This is a genomic window from Rahnella sp. 2050, assembly GCF_040544515.1.
Lineage (GTDB): Bacteria > Pseudomonadota > Gammaproteobacteria > Enterobacterales > Enterobacteriaceae > Rahnella > Rahnella aceris.
In genome coordinates, this window is sequence record NZ_JBEPKE010000002.1 from 839,654 (window position 1) to 854,304 (window position 14,651).

General features: G+C 55.4%; 12 protein-coding genes. 5 read left to right on the top strand and 7 right to left on the bottom strand.

What is annotated here, in order from left to right:
* A complete protein-coding gene (locus ABIC79_RS11150; RefSeq protein WP_037036786.1) occupies positions 1-678 on the top strand; it encodes an AroM family protein in 678 nt (225 codons plus the stop codon).
* A 179-nt stretch (positions 679-857) separates the two neighbouring features.
* Positions 858-1,148: a pyrimidine/purine nucleoside phosphorylase gene (gene ppnP, locus ABIC79_RS11155; protein WP_013576688.1), complete on the top strand. Its 291-nt coding sequence runs from the start codon at positions 858-860 to the stop codon at positions 1,146-1,148.
* Between the two features lie 58 nt (positions 1,149-1,206).
* Here ppnP and rdgC read toward each other — a convergent pair whose 3' ends face one another.
* The gene (gene rdgC / locus ABIC79_RS11160) at positions 1,207-2,121 is read right to left on the bottom strand and encodes a recombination-associated protein RdgC (RefSeq protein ID WP_112151734.1); all 915 of its coding nucleotides are present in this window, start codon (positions 2,119-2,121) and stop codon (positions 1,207-1,209) included.
* A gap of 209 nt (positions 2,122-2,330) precedes the next feature.
* Between rdgC and mak the strand changes: the two genes are divergently transcribed.
* Positions 2,331-3,251, top strand: coding sequence for a fructokinase (mak, locus tag ABIC79_RS11165; protein WP_013576686.1), 921 nt, complete (start codon positions 2,331-2,333; stop codon positions 3,249-3,251).
* A gap of 67 nt (positions 3,252-3,318) precedes the next feature.
* Here the strand turns inward: mak and ABIC79_RS11170 are convergent, their stop codons facing one another.
* Positions 3,319-4,632, bottom strand: coding sequence for an aspartate aminotransferase family protein (locus tag ABIC79_RS11170; protein WP_354567146.1), 1,314 nt, complete (start codon positions 4,630-4,632; stop codon positions 3,319-3,321).
* Between the two features lie 278 nt (positions 4,633-4,910).
* On the opposite strand from ABIC79_RS11170, the gene ABIC79_RS11175 reads away from it, so the two are divergent.
* Positions 4,911-5,921, top strand: coding sequence for a phosphotransferase enzyme family protein (locus tag ABIC79_RS11175; protein WP_354567148.1), 1,011 nt, complete (start codon positions 4,911-4,913; stop codon positions 5,919-5,921).
* 184 nt (positions 5,922-6,105) lie between these two features.
* Positions 6,106-7,191, top strand: coding sequence for an AraC-like transcriptional regulator QhpR (gene qhpR, locus ABIC79_RS11180; protein WP_119261899.1), 1,086 nt, complete (start codon positions 6,106-6,108; stop codon positions 7,189-7,191).
* On the opposite strand, the gene ABIC79_RS11185 is transcribed toward qhpR, so the two are convergent.
* From ABIC79_RS11185 to sbcD, 5 genes are all read right to left on the bottom strand, one after another.
* Entirely contained in the window at positions 7,188-8,009 is an 822-nt protein-coding gene (locus ABIC79_RS11185) for an ABC transporter ATP-binding protein (protein WP_037036791.1), read from the bottom strand. The genes qhpR and ABIC79_RS11185 overlap by 4 nt on opposite strands.
* Positions 8,006-8,770, bottom strand: a complete 765-nt coding sequence (locus ABIC79_RS11190) for an ABC transporter permease (RefSeq protein ID WP_037036792.1) — start codon at positions 8,768-8,770, stop codon at positions 8,006-8,008. The genes ABIC79_RS11185 and ABIC79_RS11190 overlap by 4 nt, the downstream gene beginning before the upstream one ends.
* Before the next feature lie 11 nt (positions 8,771-8,781).
* The gene (locus tag ABIC79_RS11195; protein WP_037036793.1) at positions 8,782-9,795 is read right to left on the bottom strand and encodes an ABC transporter substrate-binding protein; all 1,014 of its coding nucleotides are present in this window, start codon (positions 9,793-9,795) and stop codon (positions 8,782-8,784) included.
* Positions 9,796-10,034: 239 nt separating this feature from the next.
* Positions 10,035-13,283 carry an exonuclease subunit SbcC gene (gene sbcC / locus ABIC79_RS11200; RefSeq protein WP_354567151.1) on the bottom strand — a complete coding sequence of 1,083 codons (3,249 nt, stop codon included), beginning with the start codon at positions 13,281-13,283 and terminating at the stop codon, positions 10,035-10,037.
* Positions 13,280-14,518 carry an exonuclease subunit SbcD gene (gene sbcD / locus ABIC79_RS11205; RefSeq protein ID WP_112198142.1) on the bottom strand — a complete coding sequence of 413 codons (1,239 nt, stop codon included), beginning with the start codon at positions 14,516-14,518 and terminating at the stop codon, positions 13,280-13,282. The genes sbcC and sbcD overlap by 4 nt, the downstream gene beginning before the upstream one ends.
* Positions 14,519-14,651: the final 133 nt, after the last annotated feature.

Genomic DNA, 14,651 nt, shown 5'->3' on the forward strand with positions numbered 1-14,651 from the left:
ATGATGACATCCCTTGCGACGTTAACAATCGGACAGGCACCACGCAGCGACATTATGCCGCTGCTGATGGAACATCTGCCGGCCGGGTCAGTCACCCATGTGGGCTTACTCGACGGGTTAAGCAGGGAGCAAATAGAGCAGCGTTATGCGGCTGCTGAGGGCGACGCTGTACTGGTCACCCGCCTGCTGGATGGTTCGCAGGTTACGATGGCTGCGCACCGCGTGGAAAGCGGATTACAGGAAAAAATCGACGTACTGGAAGCCCTGGGTTGCATGACCATTCTGCTGCTTTGCACCGGCGAATTTCATCATCTGCATGCTAACAATGCGCTGCTGCTGGAGCCTGACCGCATTATTCCACCGTTGATCGCCTCAATAGTCGGTCAGCATCGTGCGGGGATTGTGGTGCCGGTTGAATCACAGGTGGTTGAGCAGGCGAACAAATGGCGAAAATTAGCCAAAGCGCCCTGTTTTGCTGTTGCCAGCCCTTATCTTTCTGACGATCAGGCGCTGACGGACGCGGCGATGCATCTGGCTGAACAGGGTGCGGAAGTCGTGGTGCTTGATTGCATCGGTTTTAACCGCCATCACCTCGATGTGCTGAAAAAATATCTGAATATTCCGGTGCTGTTACCGAATGTACTGATGGCAAAACTGGCGGCGGAACTGGTGGTTTGAGGTATGACTGAGGGGCGAACAGCTACCCACAATGGCACTGTGCGGCCGTAAAATCAAATCAGCGCTACCGCTTTGCGGGCGGTGTCGTCTCGTGCGGATAAAGCGGTAATAATCAGTGACAGAAGGCGCTTTCTGCCCCTAATATGAAGGCTCTGAAATTTATCGCAAAGGGCCAATCTATGTTGAAAAATAATGAGTATTTTGACGGGAAAGTAAAGTCGATTGGTTTTGACAGCGAAAGCACGGGTTCAGCCAGTGTTGGCGTGATGGCCGTCGGTGAATATACTTTCGGCACTGCAAAGCCGGAAGAAATGACGGTGATCAGCGGTTCACTGAAAGTGTTGATCCCGGGATCACCGGACTGGCAGGTATTTAAGCCAGGCGAGACGTTCTACATTCCGGGTAAAAGTGAATTCAACTTACAGGTCGGCGAAACCACCTCATACCTCTGTAAGTATCTGACTAAATAACTTCTTCAGACACAGAAAAGGCGCTCATGAGCGCCTTTTTTACGTTTTGCATCCGGTCTTAGCGTTGCGCTTCGCCGCCTAATGCCTCGATCAGGTTCTGGATCAGCGCTGCCAGTTCACCGGTCATCAGCACGAAATCTGCATCGAAACGCCCAGCGAAGTCTTCGCGGTCGATATCTTCGTTTTGATCACGAATGACGTCGCTGAATTTCAGGCGCTTAATGCTGCCGTCGTCCGCCAGCACCACGGCGATACGTTCCTGCCAGTCAACCGCCAGCTTAGTCACCAGTTTGCCGTTCTCGATATGCGTGGCGATTTCATCGCTGACCAGCACCTGTTTCTTACAGCGGATCACGCCGCCTTCCTCCAGGATCGCTTTCAGCTCGGCTTCGTCCTGCAGCGTAAAACCGGCGGGGGTATCGCCGGAACGCACCCATTCGGTCAGCGTCAGTTCGATCGGGCTTTCCATGGTCAGCGGCACCACTGGCAGCGAACCGAGGCTTTTACGCAGCAGCGCCAGCATGTCTTCGGCTTTCTTGGCGCTGGCGGCGTCAACCATGATCAGGCCGTTAACGGTATCAATCCACATGAATGTCTGGCTGAACCGGCTGAAGGCGCGTGGCATCAGGCTGTGCAGCACTTCATCTTTCAGGGAATCTTTTTCAGTCTTTTTCAGCTTGCGGTGTTGTTCACCTTCGAGCTGCTCAATTTTGGCCTGTAACTCCTGTTTAATCACCGGAGAAGGCAGGATTTTTTCTTCTTTACGGGCGCAGATCAGGATCTGACCACCGTTGACATGCGTCAGCGCGTCGCCGCCGTGGGAACCCATCGGTGAGACCCAGCCGGTTTTCGACATGTCCTGGCTGCCGCACGGGGTAAAGGTGAAAGCACTGAGCTGTTTTTCCATTTCGTCAGCAGATAACGAAACTTCACGGCTCAAACGGTAAACTAACAAATTTTTAAACCATAACATGGCGTTATCCCTGTCCCGGCGCACTCGTGGTACGCTGAATAAATGAATGCAGGGCGGCATGATAACCAATTGAGCGTCAGCCGTCGTTAAGAAATCGCCGCACCCTGTAACATTGCATAACAGCTTATTCTGGTGACAGTCGCGTCTGGCTTCTAAACTGAATAAACTCAAAAAAACTGACCCTGCAAAGTGTAAAAGGAGAGCAACACGTGCGAATTGGCATTGATTTAGGCGGCACAAAAATAGAAGTCATTGCGTTATCTGATGAAGGTAAAGAGCTGTTTCGCAAACGGGTCGATACGCCGAGAAATGACTACGAACGTACGCTCAAAGCGATTGAAGGGCTGGTGCTGGACGCCGAAAAAGCCACAGGTCAACGTGGCAGCGTGGGGCTGGGGATCCCCGGCACCTTGTCGCCATTTACCGGTAAGGTGAAAAATTCCAACTCGGTCTGGCTGAACGGACAACAGCTGGATGAGGATCTGGCGCTGCTGTTAAAACGCGAAGTGCATATTGCCAACGATGCCAATTGCCTGGCGGTGTCAGAAGCCACTGACGGCGCGGGCGCGGGCCGTCACACCGTATTTGCCGTGATAATCGGTACCGGTTGCGGTTCCGGTGTGGCGCTTCACGGTGCGGCGCATGCGGGCGGCAACGGCAATGCGGGGGAATGGGGGCATAACCCGCTGCCGTGGCAGGATGAAGAAGAAATGCAGTTTGCCCGTGAAGTCCCGTGTTACTGCGGGAAATCAGGCTGCGTCGAGACCTTTGTTTCCGGCACCGGTTTTGCAGAAGACTATTTTCGTTTGTCCGGTCAGCGGCTCAAAGGCGCAGAGATTATTGCGCTGGTGGAGCAGGGCGATGAAACTGCAGAACAGGCGCTCGGGCGTTATGAGCGTCGTCTGGCCAAGGCGCTGGCGAACGTGGTGAATATCCTCGACCCGGACGTGATTGTTTTTGGGGGCGGCATGAGTAACGTGGATCGTTTGTATCAGACGGTGCCGCTGCTGATTAAACAATGGGTGTTTGGCGGGGAATGTGAAACGCCGATCCTCAAAGCCGTACACGGTGATTCGAGCGGCGTACGCGGCGCTGCCTGGCTTTGGCCGCAATCACGTTTCGCGTTGTAAGCCATTATCCGTTTATCAACTTCAAGGGCGCAGATTTTGCGCCCTTTCCGTTTGTAACCCGCTTCAGTCAGAACATCTTGCTCAGAACGTTTTCCAGTGCATTGACCAGGATCTGGCTGTGTTCTGCGGTAAAGACCAGCGGCGGGCGGATCTTCAAAATGTTGGCATGCGGGCCGGAGGCGCCAATCAGCACGCCTTCTTCGCGCAGTGCGTTGACCACCGCCAGCGCGGTAACGGAATCCGGCCCGCCGTTTTCGTTGACGAAATCGACGCTGACGAACAGTCCTGCGCCACGCACGCTGCCAATCGCCGGGAAGCGTTGAGAGAGTGCGTTGATGCCGTCAAGAATGGCTTTACCCGCCAGCCCGACACTGGCAATCAGATTTTCCTGCTCGATGACTTCCAGCACCGCCAGCCCGACCGCAGAAGACACGGTATTGCCGCCGAAGGTATTGAAATAGCTCGATTCACTGCCGAAGCGTTCCAGGATGTGCGGCTGAATAGTGATGCCCGCCATCGGGTGTCCGTTACCCATCGGTTTGCCGAGCGTCACGATATCTGGCAACACGCCGTGGCGCTGGAAGCCCCACATATGTTCGCCGGAACGGCCATAGCCCGGCTGGACTTCGTCGGCGATATACAACGCCCCGGCTTCGTGAATAACGTCGATGGCTTCTTTCAGAAAACCGGCCGGATCGAAGAAACCGCCGTCGCTGGTGAAGAAGGTGTCGATCATCAGGGCAGCCGGTTTGATGCCATGGCGATCCATATCCGCCAGTGCGGCACGGATGTCGTTGGCAAAGCGCTTGCCAACTTCAGCCGGGTTAGCCGGGTGGTGAACCGGTGCCGGAATCACCCGCGCATCACCGTTCACTTTAACGTATGGCCCCATCGAGGCCGATAGCCCGGCAATCGCTTTGGTCATGCCGTGATAACTGAATTCGGTGACGATAACGCCGGTGCCGCCGGTAAAATCTTCGGCGATACGCAGCGCCAGATCGTTAGATTCGCTGCCCGTGCAGGTGAACATTACCTGGCTCAGCTCAGCGGGCATGGTGCCCACCAGTTTTTCGGCGAAGTTCAGGACATTTTCATGCAGATAACGGGTGTGCGTGTTCAGCGTGGATGCCTGACGCACCAGCGCTTCCAGCACATGAGGATGGCAATGGCCAACGGAAGGCACGTTGTTGTAGACGTCGAGATAACGGCGGCCATCAGCGTCATACACCCACACGCCTTCGCCGCGCACCAGATGCACTGGATTCTTGTAGAACAACTGGTAAGCCGGGCCCAGCAAACGACGGCGGCGTTCTATCATCGCCATATTGTCGGCTGAAATATTGCCGCTGCTGGCGGCATCAAACGCATTGGTTTTCAACATGAGAGTCATCTCCTGACAGGCGGTTTCAACGTCACTGCCGGTGTGCAAAAAAATGCCATGACGGCGGAAGGTGATTTGATAATGCGCCGGGGAAAGCGGTAAAACTTGACCTCAGCGCGCTGACTGCTGTGCGTTGCAGTCAACTTTTCGCCGTCAGCGCGTCACGCGTGTTTTGCGGTCAACATTTGCTGTTCCTGAGTCAAGCGACGAAAACGCGCCCCTTCCATTCTGGCTATCCGCAATATCGATTTGATTTAACCGGTACGGAGTGGAACCTGATGACTGCAAAACAATCTGACACGCTCGATGACACCAGCCTGAATCTGCTGGCAACAGAAGCATTGCGCCGCTATTCCCCTGATCTGCAAGGGCATCTTTCGCTGATCTGCCGGTCGGAAAATGCCACTTTTTTACTGCGCTGCCCCGACGGCGAACGTTATGCACTGCGTGTTCACCGCGGGGGCTATCACCAGCGGGATGAAATAGAGAGTGAACTGGCGTGGCTGGATGCGCTGCGTGAAAGCGAGATTCAGGTGCCTGAGGCAGTAAAAGGGCGGGATGGTACCGCTGTGCAAACTGTCGCGGTGAGCGAAACTGAAAACCGCAATGTGGTGATTTTTCGCTGGATTGAGGGCGAAATGCCAACCACGGATGTGGATCCGCAGGCGTTTGCTCAGTTGGGGGAAGTGACTGCGCGCCTGCATCAGCACAGCCGTCAGTGGCCGCATCCGGCCGGGTTTCGCCGTATTATCTGGGACAGCGATACCATGGTCGGCCCGCACGGTCACTGGGGCCGCTGGCAGGATGCGCCGGGCATGACGGCGGCCGGGATCCCGCTGATTGAAGAGACGCTGGCGCACACCGGCAGCGTGCTGAAAAGTTACGGCAAGAGTGCACAGCGCTACGGGCTGATCCACGCCGATCTGCGCCTGACGAATTTACTGTTGCACAAAGGTGAAACCCGGGTGATCGATTTTGATGACTGCGGTATGGGCTGGTATCTGCATGATGCGGCGGCGGCGATCAGTTTTGTTGAACATCATCCGCGGGCGCAGGCGTGGGTCCGCCACTGGCTGGAAGGTTACGCACGTATTTGTCACGTGAGTGATGCCGATCTGGCGGTGATCCCGACACTGATTATTCAGCGGCGGATTCAGTTGCTGGCCTGGCGCGGATCGCATGCCACCACGGAAATGGCGCAAAGCCTTGGCAATGAATGGGAACAAGAGAGCCTGCGCCTGTGCCGTGAGTATCTGGCGAAGGCGCATCATCCCTTTGTGATCGGATGAAGCTGCACGAAAAGCGGGCGCCGTAGCAGGGCGCAGGCGCGGCTGGCAAAACTGCCGAAAATTTATCTCATTGTATTGCATTGGTTTATCACCCGGAGATGTGAAGCAAGGTGCTGGTACGGAACTTGCAATTCTCTTTTATCACCGACACTTTTTATTGCCGACATAAAGGGAGTAAAAGACGATGCAGACAGGCCTTTCTTCAACGGCTTCCGGAGCCGGTTTCAGCAATGCGCTGAACGCGCTGACGCGCAGCAATGACAGCCACCGGGGGGTGCTGGCCGCAGCCGCCAGCGGCCTGAGCGATTTTATTCAGGCCAAAGGGGCAGATGTCGATCGTGTGCTAGGCATCTGCCACATCAATCCTGAATTGCTGCAACAACCTACGCTGAGTCTCGGGCTGACTAATTACTGTCAGGTTCTGGAAGAAGCGGCGGCGCAGTCAGGTTGTGATAACTTCGGTTTGCATTACGGGAAACAGTTCAAACCGCAGTCATTAGGGCTGATTGGCTACATCGGTTTATGTTCTTCTTCGGCAGAAACCGCGCTGCAAAACGTAGTGAATGCCTTTCCCTTTCATCAGCACAATACGCTGACGCGGCTGGTGGATAAGGGGGATCATTACCGGTTCGATTATCAGGTGCGGCACGGCAGCATTCTGTGCAGACGGCAGGATGCGGAACTGACGCTGGGGATGATCCTCAATTTATTGCGTCACGGGCTGGGGAAAAACTGGGCGCCGCGTGAGGTGCATTTTGAGCATCCGCGTCCGCAGCAATGGCATGAACACTGCAAAGTATTTGATGCGCCGGTGTATTTCGATCAGCCGTACAATTCCCTGCTGATCGTCAAACGCGATTTACAGCGGGCGATGCCGGAACGGGATCAGACGCTGTTGCTGGTCATGCAGGATGCGATCCGCCGTCTGAATGCGGATGCGCCGTCGCAGCAGTCGCTCACCGACAGCGTGCGATCGCGGGTACGTCAGGCGTTATTACGCGGCGAGCCGGTGCTTGATGAAGTGGCCGAAAAAATGGGTATGTCGCCGAGTTCGCTGCAACGCCGCCTGCGCGAACAGAACCTGACGTTTACCCAACTGGTGGATAACGTCCGTTGCGAACTGGCGACGCATTATCTGCAACAGCAACAACTGCCGATTTCCGAAATGGCGTTGCTGCTAGGGTATTCCGAAGTCAGTGCCTTTTCGCGGGCTTTCCGCCGCTGGTTTGGCGTCAGCCCGCGTCAGTGGCGGCAGACTGCCGCCAGCTAAAGCGCCATCTCCCGTTTAAAGACTTCCAGCGTGTGCGCCTTCACGCGGATAAATTCCGGGTGGCTCATGATTTCCGACCCTCGCGGGCGCGGCAGGTCGAACGGCACGATTTCCGCAATCTGCGTCGGCCGCCGCGTCAGCAGTAAAATCTCATCCGCCAGAAATACCGCATCTTCCAGGTCATGCGAAACAATCAGCATAGTGACGCCGGTCGCCAGTTGCACTTCCTGTAATTTATCGCGGATAAACAGCGTCATCTCGAAATCCAGCGCCGAGAAAGGCTCATCGAGGAACATCACTTCCGGACGCGTCGCCAGCGCCCGCATGATGCACACAGTTTGCTGTTGTCCGCCGGAAAGCTCATACGGATAGCGTTTCAGGTCGAAACGGATATCAAACATCTGCGTCAGTTCTTCGACCCGCGCATTCACATCCGCTTTGCTCATGCCGTGGCGTATCAGCGGATAGGCGATGTTGGCGCGGGCGCTCATCCATGGAAACAGCGCGTCGCGGTAGTTCTGAAACACATAGCCGATGGTGGTTTGCGCCAGCGTTTTGCCGTCGAACAGAATGTCGCCTTTATCTACCGGGATCAGACCGGCGATCATGTTCATTAAGGTCGATTTACCACAGCCGTTCGGCCCGAAGATCGACACGATTTTTCCACGCGGTAAGTCGAGATTCAGGTCGGTATACAGCGGCTGTCCGGCAAACGCCTTGCTCAGTCCGCGGATCGTCACATGGGTGTCCGGGCGCGTGGCATATTGCGGCAACTGCGGGCCTTTATAATCAGGGTTCAGCGAGAGAGGGTGCGTCATGCTTTGCTACTCCAGTGGACGGTTTTTTTCTCGATCAGCAAAAAAGCCAGATTGAGCAGATAACCCAGCGCGCCGGTGATCAGGATCGAGGCGTACATGTCTTTGATGTTAAACACCTGCTGGGCATCGATGATCCGGTGGCCGAGGCCGGTTTCTGATCCGATAAACATTTCGGCGACGATCACGATCACCAGCGCGATCGACACGCCGGTGCGCAGGCCGACAAAGGTTTGTGCCAGGCTTTCCATCAGCATGATGTCTTTGAAAATATGCCAGCGGGAAATTCCCATTACTTTGGCGGCCATCAGGCGCGTTTTTTTGGCATTCATCACGCCGTATGCGCTGTTGAACAGGATGACCAGCACGGCGGCAAAGGCAGCAATGGCGATTTTGTTGGCGTCAGTAATCCCGAAAATCAGCATAAACAGCGGGATCAGCGCTGACGACGGTGTGGAGCGGAAGAAGTCGATCAAAAATTCCAGGCTGCGGTAAACCTTTTCATTGCTGCCCAAAATTACGCCCAGCGGCACGCCAATTACGGCGGCAAAGGCAAAAGACACCAGCGTGCGGTAAAGGGTTGCGCCGATGTCGGTGCGCATGGACGCGTCGGAAAATGACTGGAACATGTAGCCGATTGTCTCGACCGGCGAGGGCAGAAGCACGGGATTCAGCCATTTTGCGCTGACGGCCAGTTGCCAGAATAAAAACAGCAGTACCGGGCCGACCAGCGGCAGTAACCTTGAAGACCAGCGTGAAGTCATCCTGTTTCTCCTTATCCCTGATAGATCAGCGAAGCGACATCCACCGGCTTGCTGAAGATTTTTCTTTCCGTAAAGACGTCATAAAACTTCTGGAACCATTGCAGGTTGTCGCCTTTCAAATCGGGATACATCACGAAGCCCGGCAGCGGCACTTCTTTGACCAGCGCCGGTTCAATGCTGGTGTAACCGGCGACGTTTTCGCGCGCTTTATCAGGGTGAGCCGCAATGAATTCCACCGCTTTCTGATAAGCGGCAATAAACTTTTTGGTTTCTTCCGGCTTGCTGGCGATAAAACTGGCGTTCAGTGCCGCTGCGCCGCCGAACCACGGGGCGTCGGCGTTGCCAAGCACGTATTTAGAAATAACGCCGGTTTCGAGTGTGCGCGAAAGGTTTTTCATGCGTCCGACAGTGCCGGTCGGTTCGAGCGTATATACGCCGTCAATTTGCCCGGCGGCCAGAGCAGGCGCGTGTTGTCCGACCGGCAGTTCAATGACTGACGGATTAGTGAAGCCATTTTTCTCCAGAATAATTTTCGCCATCGTGACGTTCTGGATCCCCGGACCGCAGGCGATTTTCTTGCCTTTCAGGTCACTGATAGCTTTTGCCGGGCTGTTGAGCGGCACCAGAAATTCATCTAACACCAGCGTATGGTTTGACGGGTTAGAACAGATAATTTTGAACAGACCCGGCGAGGTGATCGCCCCGAGTCCCAGCGCGCCGGTTGCCGTGCCGTTGGCGCAGCCGTGGATCCTGCCGGTGATCATCCCTTCGACAATTTGCTGGGCGCTGGCGAATTTAACGCCTTTCACATTCAGCCCGGCTTGTTTAAAAAAGCCCTGCTCCAGTGCCACATACAGCGGCAAACCACCGACAATCGGCCAGTAACCAATACGAATTTCATCGTCGTCGGCTGCAAAAACTGACGTCGGGATCATTCCGCCAAGGGTGGACACTCCGCCGGTAATGGCGAGCCATTTCATCAGCTGGCGACGTTTTTTATCAACTTCAGGTTTGATGTTTTTCATTGGCGGTTCCCTAAGCGGTTATGAGGACGTTGCAACTTGTACTGCAACTTGTATACATAACGTTAAGCACAGGGCGTGCCAGTTCGTTCCGGCAGCGGGAATAAACGTAAATTCAGCAGGTTGAGGAAAAAGCGCGCACTGAACTGGTGCGATTTTTGTGCACGCTTTCACAAAAAGGATCCACCGCAGGGCATGTGGCTAGCAATTTATCTAGCAACCTGCCCGGCAGTGGCGAGGGATCAGACTTTAAATTCACTGCTCAGGCGGCTGACGCCCAGACCGTTCACTTTGGTGACTTTGATCTGCACCGGAATACGGTCTTTCATCGCCTCGACATGGCTGATCACGCCGATGGTTTTACCCGAGGCATTCAGGCTGTCGAGCGCATCCAGCGCGGTATCCAGCGTGTCGGCATCGAGCGTACCGAAACCTTCGTCAAGGAACAGCGAGTCGATGCGGGTTTTATCGCTGACCAGATCGGACAGCGCCAGGGCCAGTGCCAGGCTGACCAGGAAGCTTTCGCCGCCGGATAGCGTGCGGGTATCGCGCACGGCATCGGCCTGCCAGGTATCGACCACCTGCAGTTCCAGCGCATCGCTGGTTTTGCGCTGCAACAGATAACGTCCGTGCAATTTTTCCAGCTGGCGGTTGGCCAGATACACCAGATGATCGAGCGTCAGACCCTGCGCGAATTTACGGAATTTCGCACCGTCGCTGGAGCCAATCATCTGGTTGAGATAACCCCAGTCATCACAGGTCCGCTGCGCCTGCGCAATCTGCGCAATCAGCGTCTGCTGACCATGGTGGCGTTGCTTGTCGCTTTCCAGCTGATTTTTCACTTCGCCCAGACGTTGTTGCAGGACTTTCAGTTGTTGTGCCAGCTCCGCCTGTTGCACCGTCAGGGCGTTAAGATCACTGTCGGTTTCACTCAGATGTGCAGGACGGGCAAGCTGATGTTTTTCGAGCTGCTGACGGGCATCCGCCAGTAATGCCTGCGCCTGTGCCAGTTGTTGTTGCAGATGTTCTTTGCGTTGCTGAAGCTGCTGGCGCAACGCGTCGTCGAGCAGCGCCAGTTTCACTGCGGCTTCATCCGAAAATCCACTGGCGCTCAATGCCTGCTGCCACGCCTGTTCCACCTGCGTCAGTTGTGCGGCGGTCTGTAACTGTTGCTGCTGAGTACTGGCCAACTGACCGGCCAACTGGTCGCGCTGTTCCTGCGCCTTATGCAGCGCGGTCTGGACATCACTCAGCGCTTGTTCTGTCGCCTGTTGTTGCTGATGTAAGTGCTCGCGAACCTGAGCAACCTGACGCTCTCCGAACAGTTCGAGGCGTCGGGCATTCAGCTCAGAAAGGGATTTTTCACCTTCCGCCAGTTGCTTTTGCAACCGCACGAGGTCTTGCTGAGATTTTGCCTGCATCTCTTCCAGCCGGGTAACGCGCTCTGTCAGCAAGGCGCTTTGCTGCTGCACTTTCTGCTGTGCATTCAGTGCGTCGTTCAGGGCATCTTTGGCCTGTTGCAGGGCCCGCGCCAGCTGTTCGTGCTGGCTCAGTCGCGCCTGCGACTGCTGCTCTTCCTCATCGCGGGCGGTCAGCCATTGCGTGATGTCGGCGGTATCATGCAGCGTAAACGTCAGATTCAGCGGCGCACTGAGTTGTTGCCAGTTCAGGGTATGCGCATTCAGTTGTTGCTGATCCTGCTCAAGCTGAGTTTGCAGCCGTGTTTGTTGCTCTTTCAGGCCTTTAATTTTCGCCGCCAGTTCGATACCGCTGGCTTTTGCTGCATCGAATTCCAGTTGCATTTTCTCGACGCGCTGCGCGGTTTCAGAAGGTTTAACCTCCTGATAATGTTCAATCGCCGGATGTGATGTTGAGCCGCACAGCGGACAGGCTTTGCCGCTTTGCAAATTCGCACGTTCGGCTTCAAGGCTGACGATCAGCATTTCCTGTTTATGCAGCGCCTTGACGTCGTTCAGATGTTCCAGTTGTTTCTGACATTGCAGACGGATCGCGCCCAGACGCAGTTCTTCTTCGGCCAGCAGCATCTGGTACTGCGCAAAATCTTTATGTTGTTGCTGCACGCGCTGGTTCAGTTGCGGGAAGATTTGCGAGAGTGAAAACAGCTGCTGCCGCACCGGCCGGAGCTGCATGAGTTCGGTTTGACGTTTTTGTAACACTACCTGCGGGTACTGTTTTTCCAGTTCAGCCTGACGTTGTTGTGCAACGTTAAGGGCTTCAGTCAGCGCGGCCTGACGGGTGTGATGCTGGCGGCTTTCCTCATCCAGTTTCTGACGTTCCGCCGTGATTTGCTGCAGCGTCGCGCTATGTTCACCAGCCTGTTTCTGCGACTCGCTGACCGCCTGTTGTGTTTCCACCAGCGATTTGCGCCATTGCGCGATTTCGCTATCCAGTGGCAGGATTTTTTCTTCGATCAGCGTCTGCATCTGACGCTGTTCTTCCGCCTGTTTCTGCCGTGCAGTGTGCGCCTGTTCCACCGCCAGACTCAGCGGCGTCATCTGTGCAATCTGCTGCTCCTGCTGCTGCGTCAGTTGTATCAGTAATTGCTGAAGGCGCTGCGCGTCATCCTGACAGCGCTGGCGATCATTGAGTAACGGACGCAGTTTTTCTGCCGGTTCGCTGCGCGCCAGTTGCTGTAACTGCGGCGCGGCGGCCAGATTTTCCTGCTCTGCGGCGGTCAGTTGTTGCTGAGACTGCTGCTGTTTTTGCTGCACCTGCTGCCACTGTTGCAGCCAGTTCAGATCCTGCTGGCGCTGCTGCGCCTGCTGACTGAGGCTGATTTCCTGCGTGTTCAGTTCAGCACGTTGTGCTTCCAGCGTCTGGCGCTGTTCTTCGCTGAGCAGTTCGATTCCGGCCATGCGCTGATGCAGACCGTCCAGCGCAATGCGCGCTTCTTTATGTTGCTCAAACACGCGTTGAGAAAGCAGACCGTAAATCTCGGTGCCGGTCAGTTCTTCCAGCAATTCGGCGCGGTCGTTGGCATCGGCATTCAGAAACGCGGCGAACTGCCCCTGTGAAAGCATCATGGATTTGGTGAAACGGCCGAAATCCAGCCCGGTCAGTGTGGCGATGGCATCGAGTTTATCGCGCACTTTATCCGCCAGAATTTTGCCGTCGGCCAGTAACGCCAGCTCGACTTTCGGTGCCTGCAGATTGCCGTCAGGGGAATTTTTGGCGCGGCGCTGGCTCCAGAAAGCGCGGTAACCCACACCTTTGACTTCAAACTCCACTTCGGCCAGCGATTCTGCGGTGTGGCGGGTCATCAGTTCATTCTGGCTTGGTGTAATGTTCAGCCGTGGCGTCTGATGATAAAGCGCCAGACAAATGGCATCGAGCAGGGTGGTTTTCCCCGCACCGGTCGGGCCGGTGATGGCGAATAATCCGTTGCTGGCAAACGGCTCGGCGGTGAAATCAATTTTCCATTCGCCTTCCAGCGAGTTCAGGTTTTTTAAACGCAGGCTGAGAATTTTCATTGTGCGCTGTCCTCCGCGTTCTGACCGTTGGTAACCTGTTCAACCACCTGCGCAAACAACGTGCGCATCCGTGCCTGACGCGGCTCGTCAGGGTCCGGTTCCAGCGCCAGCCGTCGTTCAAACACGTCGCTGACGCTCAGTTCGCTGAGGGTTTCTTTTTCCTGCTGCTCAATACTGTTGATTCGCTGTTCTTTGCTGCGGCGTAACAGCACGACTTCTACCGGGAGATCTTCCGTCAGCGCCTGAATGCGTCGCTGGATGTCGCTGAGATAATCCTGGGTGGAGACTTCAATATCGAGCCACACCGGTTTGGCCGGATCACCGCCTTCGAACTGTGCCAGTTGGTGTTCAATCTCCACCAGCGAGCCTTTGATTACCTGCATCGGCTGGAAAACCGGGATTTCCAGTGTGTCGATGGCGTTGAGCGTCGCACCATCAAAATCAAGTAAGTACACACTTTTAGCTTTGCTCAGTTCGTCAAAACTCAGGGCAATCGGCGAACCGCTGTAACGGATATGTTCGGTTTTGGCGACGCATTGTGCACGGTGAATATGACCCAGTGCCACATAATCGACCGGCGGAAAGGCCTGCGCCGGAAACGCATCGAGCGTACCTATATAGATGTCGCGCACGGAATCAGAGGTACTGACGCCGACAGTCGTCAGATGGCCGGTCGCAATAATAGGCAGCGGCATGCCCAGTTCGTCACGTCTGGCCTGCGCAGCCTGCCAGAGCGCGTCATAATGCGCGGCGATGGCTTCCTGCAATGCCAGTTGCTTGTCGCTGCCGGACTGTCCCGCCTGGCTGGCGAGCAGATCACGCGGGCGTAAAAACGGGATAGCGCACAGTATCGCGCCGGGTTTCCCGTCACGCTGACTGAGCACTAAAATCTGTTCAGAAAGGTTTTCACCGACGGTGGCAATCACCCGCGTATTCAGGCAGGAAAGGAGCTCGCGCGATTCATTGAGCGTGGCGACAGAATCGTGGTTACCAGCCAGCACCACCAGCTGGCAGCCGGTTTGCTGTAATTCCACCACGAAGCGGTTATACAATTCGCGGGCATAACTGGGTGGGGATCCCGTGTCGAAAATATCGCCCGCGACAATCACGGCGTCGACCTGATGTTGTTGCACCTGACCGGTCAGCCAGCGCAAAAATGCCTGATGTTCGGCTGCACGGCTTTTAGTGAAAAAGTACTGGCCGAGGTGCCAGTCTGAGGTGTGGATCAGGCGCATGAGACTCCCGTATGAACCCTGGATGACGACAATGGGGTAAAGTATAAACGTCGGCAGGGGAAGCTGTCCCCGATAAATCAGACCAATTTCAGCAAGATGGCCGGAAATTATCTGTCATAGTTGACTGTAATGA

Coding starts and splice junctions, on each gene's coding strand:
- ABIC79_RS11150 (WP_037036786.1), top strand. CDS start 1: ATGATGACATCCCTTGCGACGTTAACAATCGGACAGGCACCACGCAGC.
- ppnP (WP_013576688.1), top strand. CDS start 858: ATGTTGAAAAATAATGAGTATTTTGACGGGAAAGTAAAGTCGATTGGT.
- rdgC (WP_112151734.1), bottom strand. CDS start 2,121: ATGTTATGGTTTAAAAATTTGTTAGTTTACCGTTTGAGCCGTGAAGTT.
- ABIC79_RS11170 (WP_354567146.1), bottom strand. CDS start 4,632: ATGTTGAAAACCAATGCGTTTGATGCCGCCAGCAGCGGCAATATTTCA.
- ABIC79_RS11175 (WP_354567148.1), top strand. CDS start 4,911: ATGACTGCAAAACAATCTGACACGCTCGATGACACCAGCCTGAATCTG.
- qhpR (WP_119261899.1), top strand. CDS start 6,106: ATGCAGACAGGCCTTTCTTCAACGGCTTCCGGAGCCGGTTTCAGCAAT.
- ABIC79_RS11185 (WP_037036791.1), bottom strand. CDS start 8,009: ATGACGCACCCTCTCTCGCTGAACCCTGATTATAAAGGCCCGCAGTTG.
- ABIC79_RS11190 (WP_037036792.1), bottom strand. CDS start 8,770: ATGACTTCACGCTGGTCTTCAAGGTTACTGCCGCTGGTCGGCCCGGTA.
- ABIC79_RS11195 (WP_037036793.1), bottom strand. CDS start 9,795: ATGAAAAACATCAAACCTGAAGTTGATAAAAAACGTCGCCAGCTGATG.
- sbcC (WP_354567151.1), bottom strand. CDS start 13,283: ATGAAAATTCTCAGCCTGCGTTTAAAAAACCTGAACTCGCTGGAAGGC.
- sbcD (WP_112198142.1), bottom strand. CDS start 14,518: ATGCGCCTGATCCACACCTCAGACTGGCACCTCGGCCAGTACTTTTTC.